Origin of the sequence: Streptomyces sp. DH12, from assembly GCF_020873895.1 — a bacterium.
GTDB lineage: Bacteria > Actinomycetota > Actinomycetes > Streptomycetales > Streptomycetaceae > Streptomyces.
On sequence record NZ_JAHWGT010000984.1, the window covers coordinates 1 to 462 of the forward strand.

Below are 462 nucleotides of genomic sequence, written 5' to 3' on the forward strand. Positions count from 1 at the left end.
CTCCCGGTCTATGGATCGGGAGTTTTTTTAGAATGTCTTTAAAACGAATATGATCTTTTCTCTTTTGACAGGTTACAATGGGTAAGATATACTGAATAACATTGACGAGGAACAGGAGCGGAATTTCATGAGAAAAACGGACGAAAAAATAAAATGTAGTTTTTGTGGTAAGGTTGAAACAGAAGATCAACGGGTTCTTGTCACGGAATCGAGGATAAACATATGTGAGGAATGCGCAAGAAAATGCATGAAAGCTTTTGAAAATGGTCGAGGTGAGCAGATTGATTAATGCACAGGAGTACAAGGGGTATTATTTAAATATCTACTATATGGAGGGTGTTGTGACAGGCGTCATCCAGCAAACACAGGATCAACTTCAGGGACTGACGGTTGAGGAAGTTGTACGGGAGTTTAAGAAGAGGGTTAATCTAATCAACTAATCTACTATATAGTATAGGAATT

General features: G+C 38.3%; 1 protein-coding gene. It reads left to right on the forward strand.

All coding sequences use genetic code 11. The features are described 5' to 3' along the window. The first annotated feature begins 127 nt into the window (after positions 1-127). Positions 128-289, forward strand: a complete 162-nt coding sequence (locus LPA54_RS43200) for a ClpX C4-type zinc finger protein (RefSeq protein ID WP_081571330.1) — start codon at positions 128-130, stop codon at positions 287-289. Positions 290-462 lie beyond the last annotated feature (173 nt).

Excerpts from the sequence above, each read along its gene's own strand:
- LPA54_RS43200 (WP_081571330.1), top strand. The coding sequence starts at position 128 with ATGAGAAAAACGGACGAAAAAATAAAATGTAGTTTTTGTGGTAAGGTT.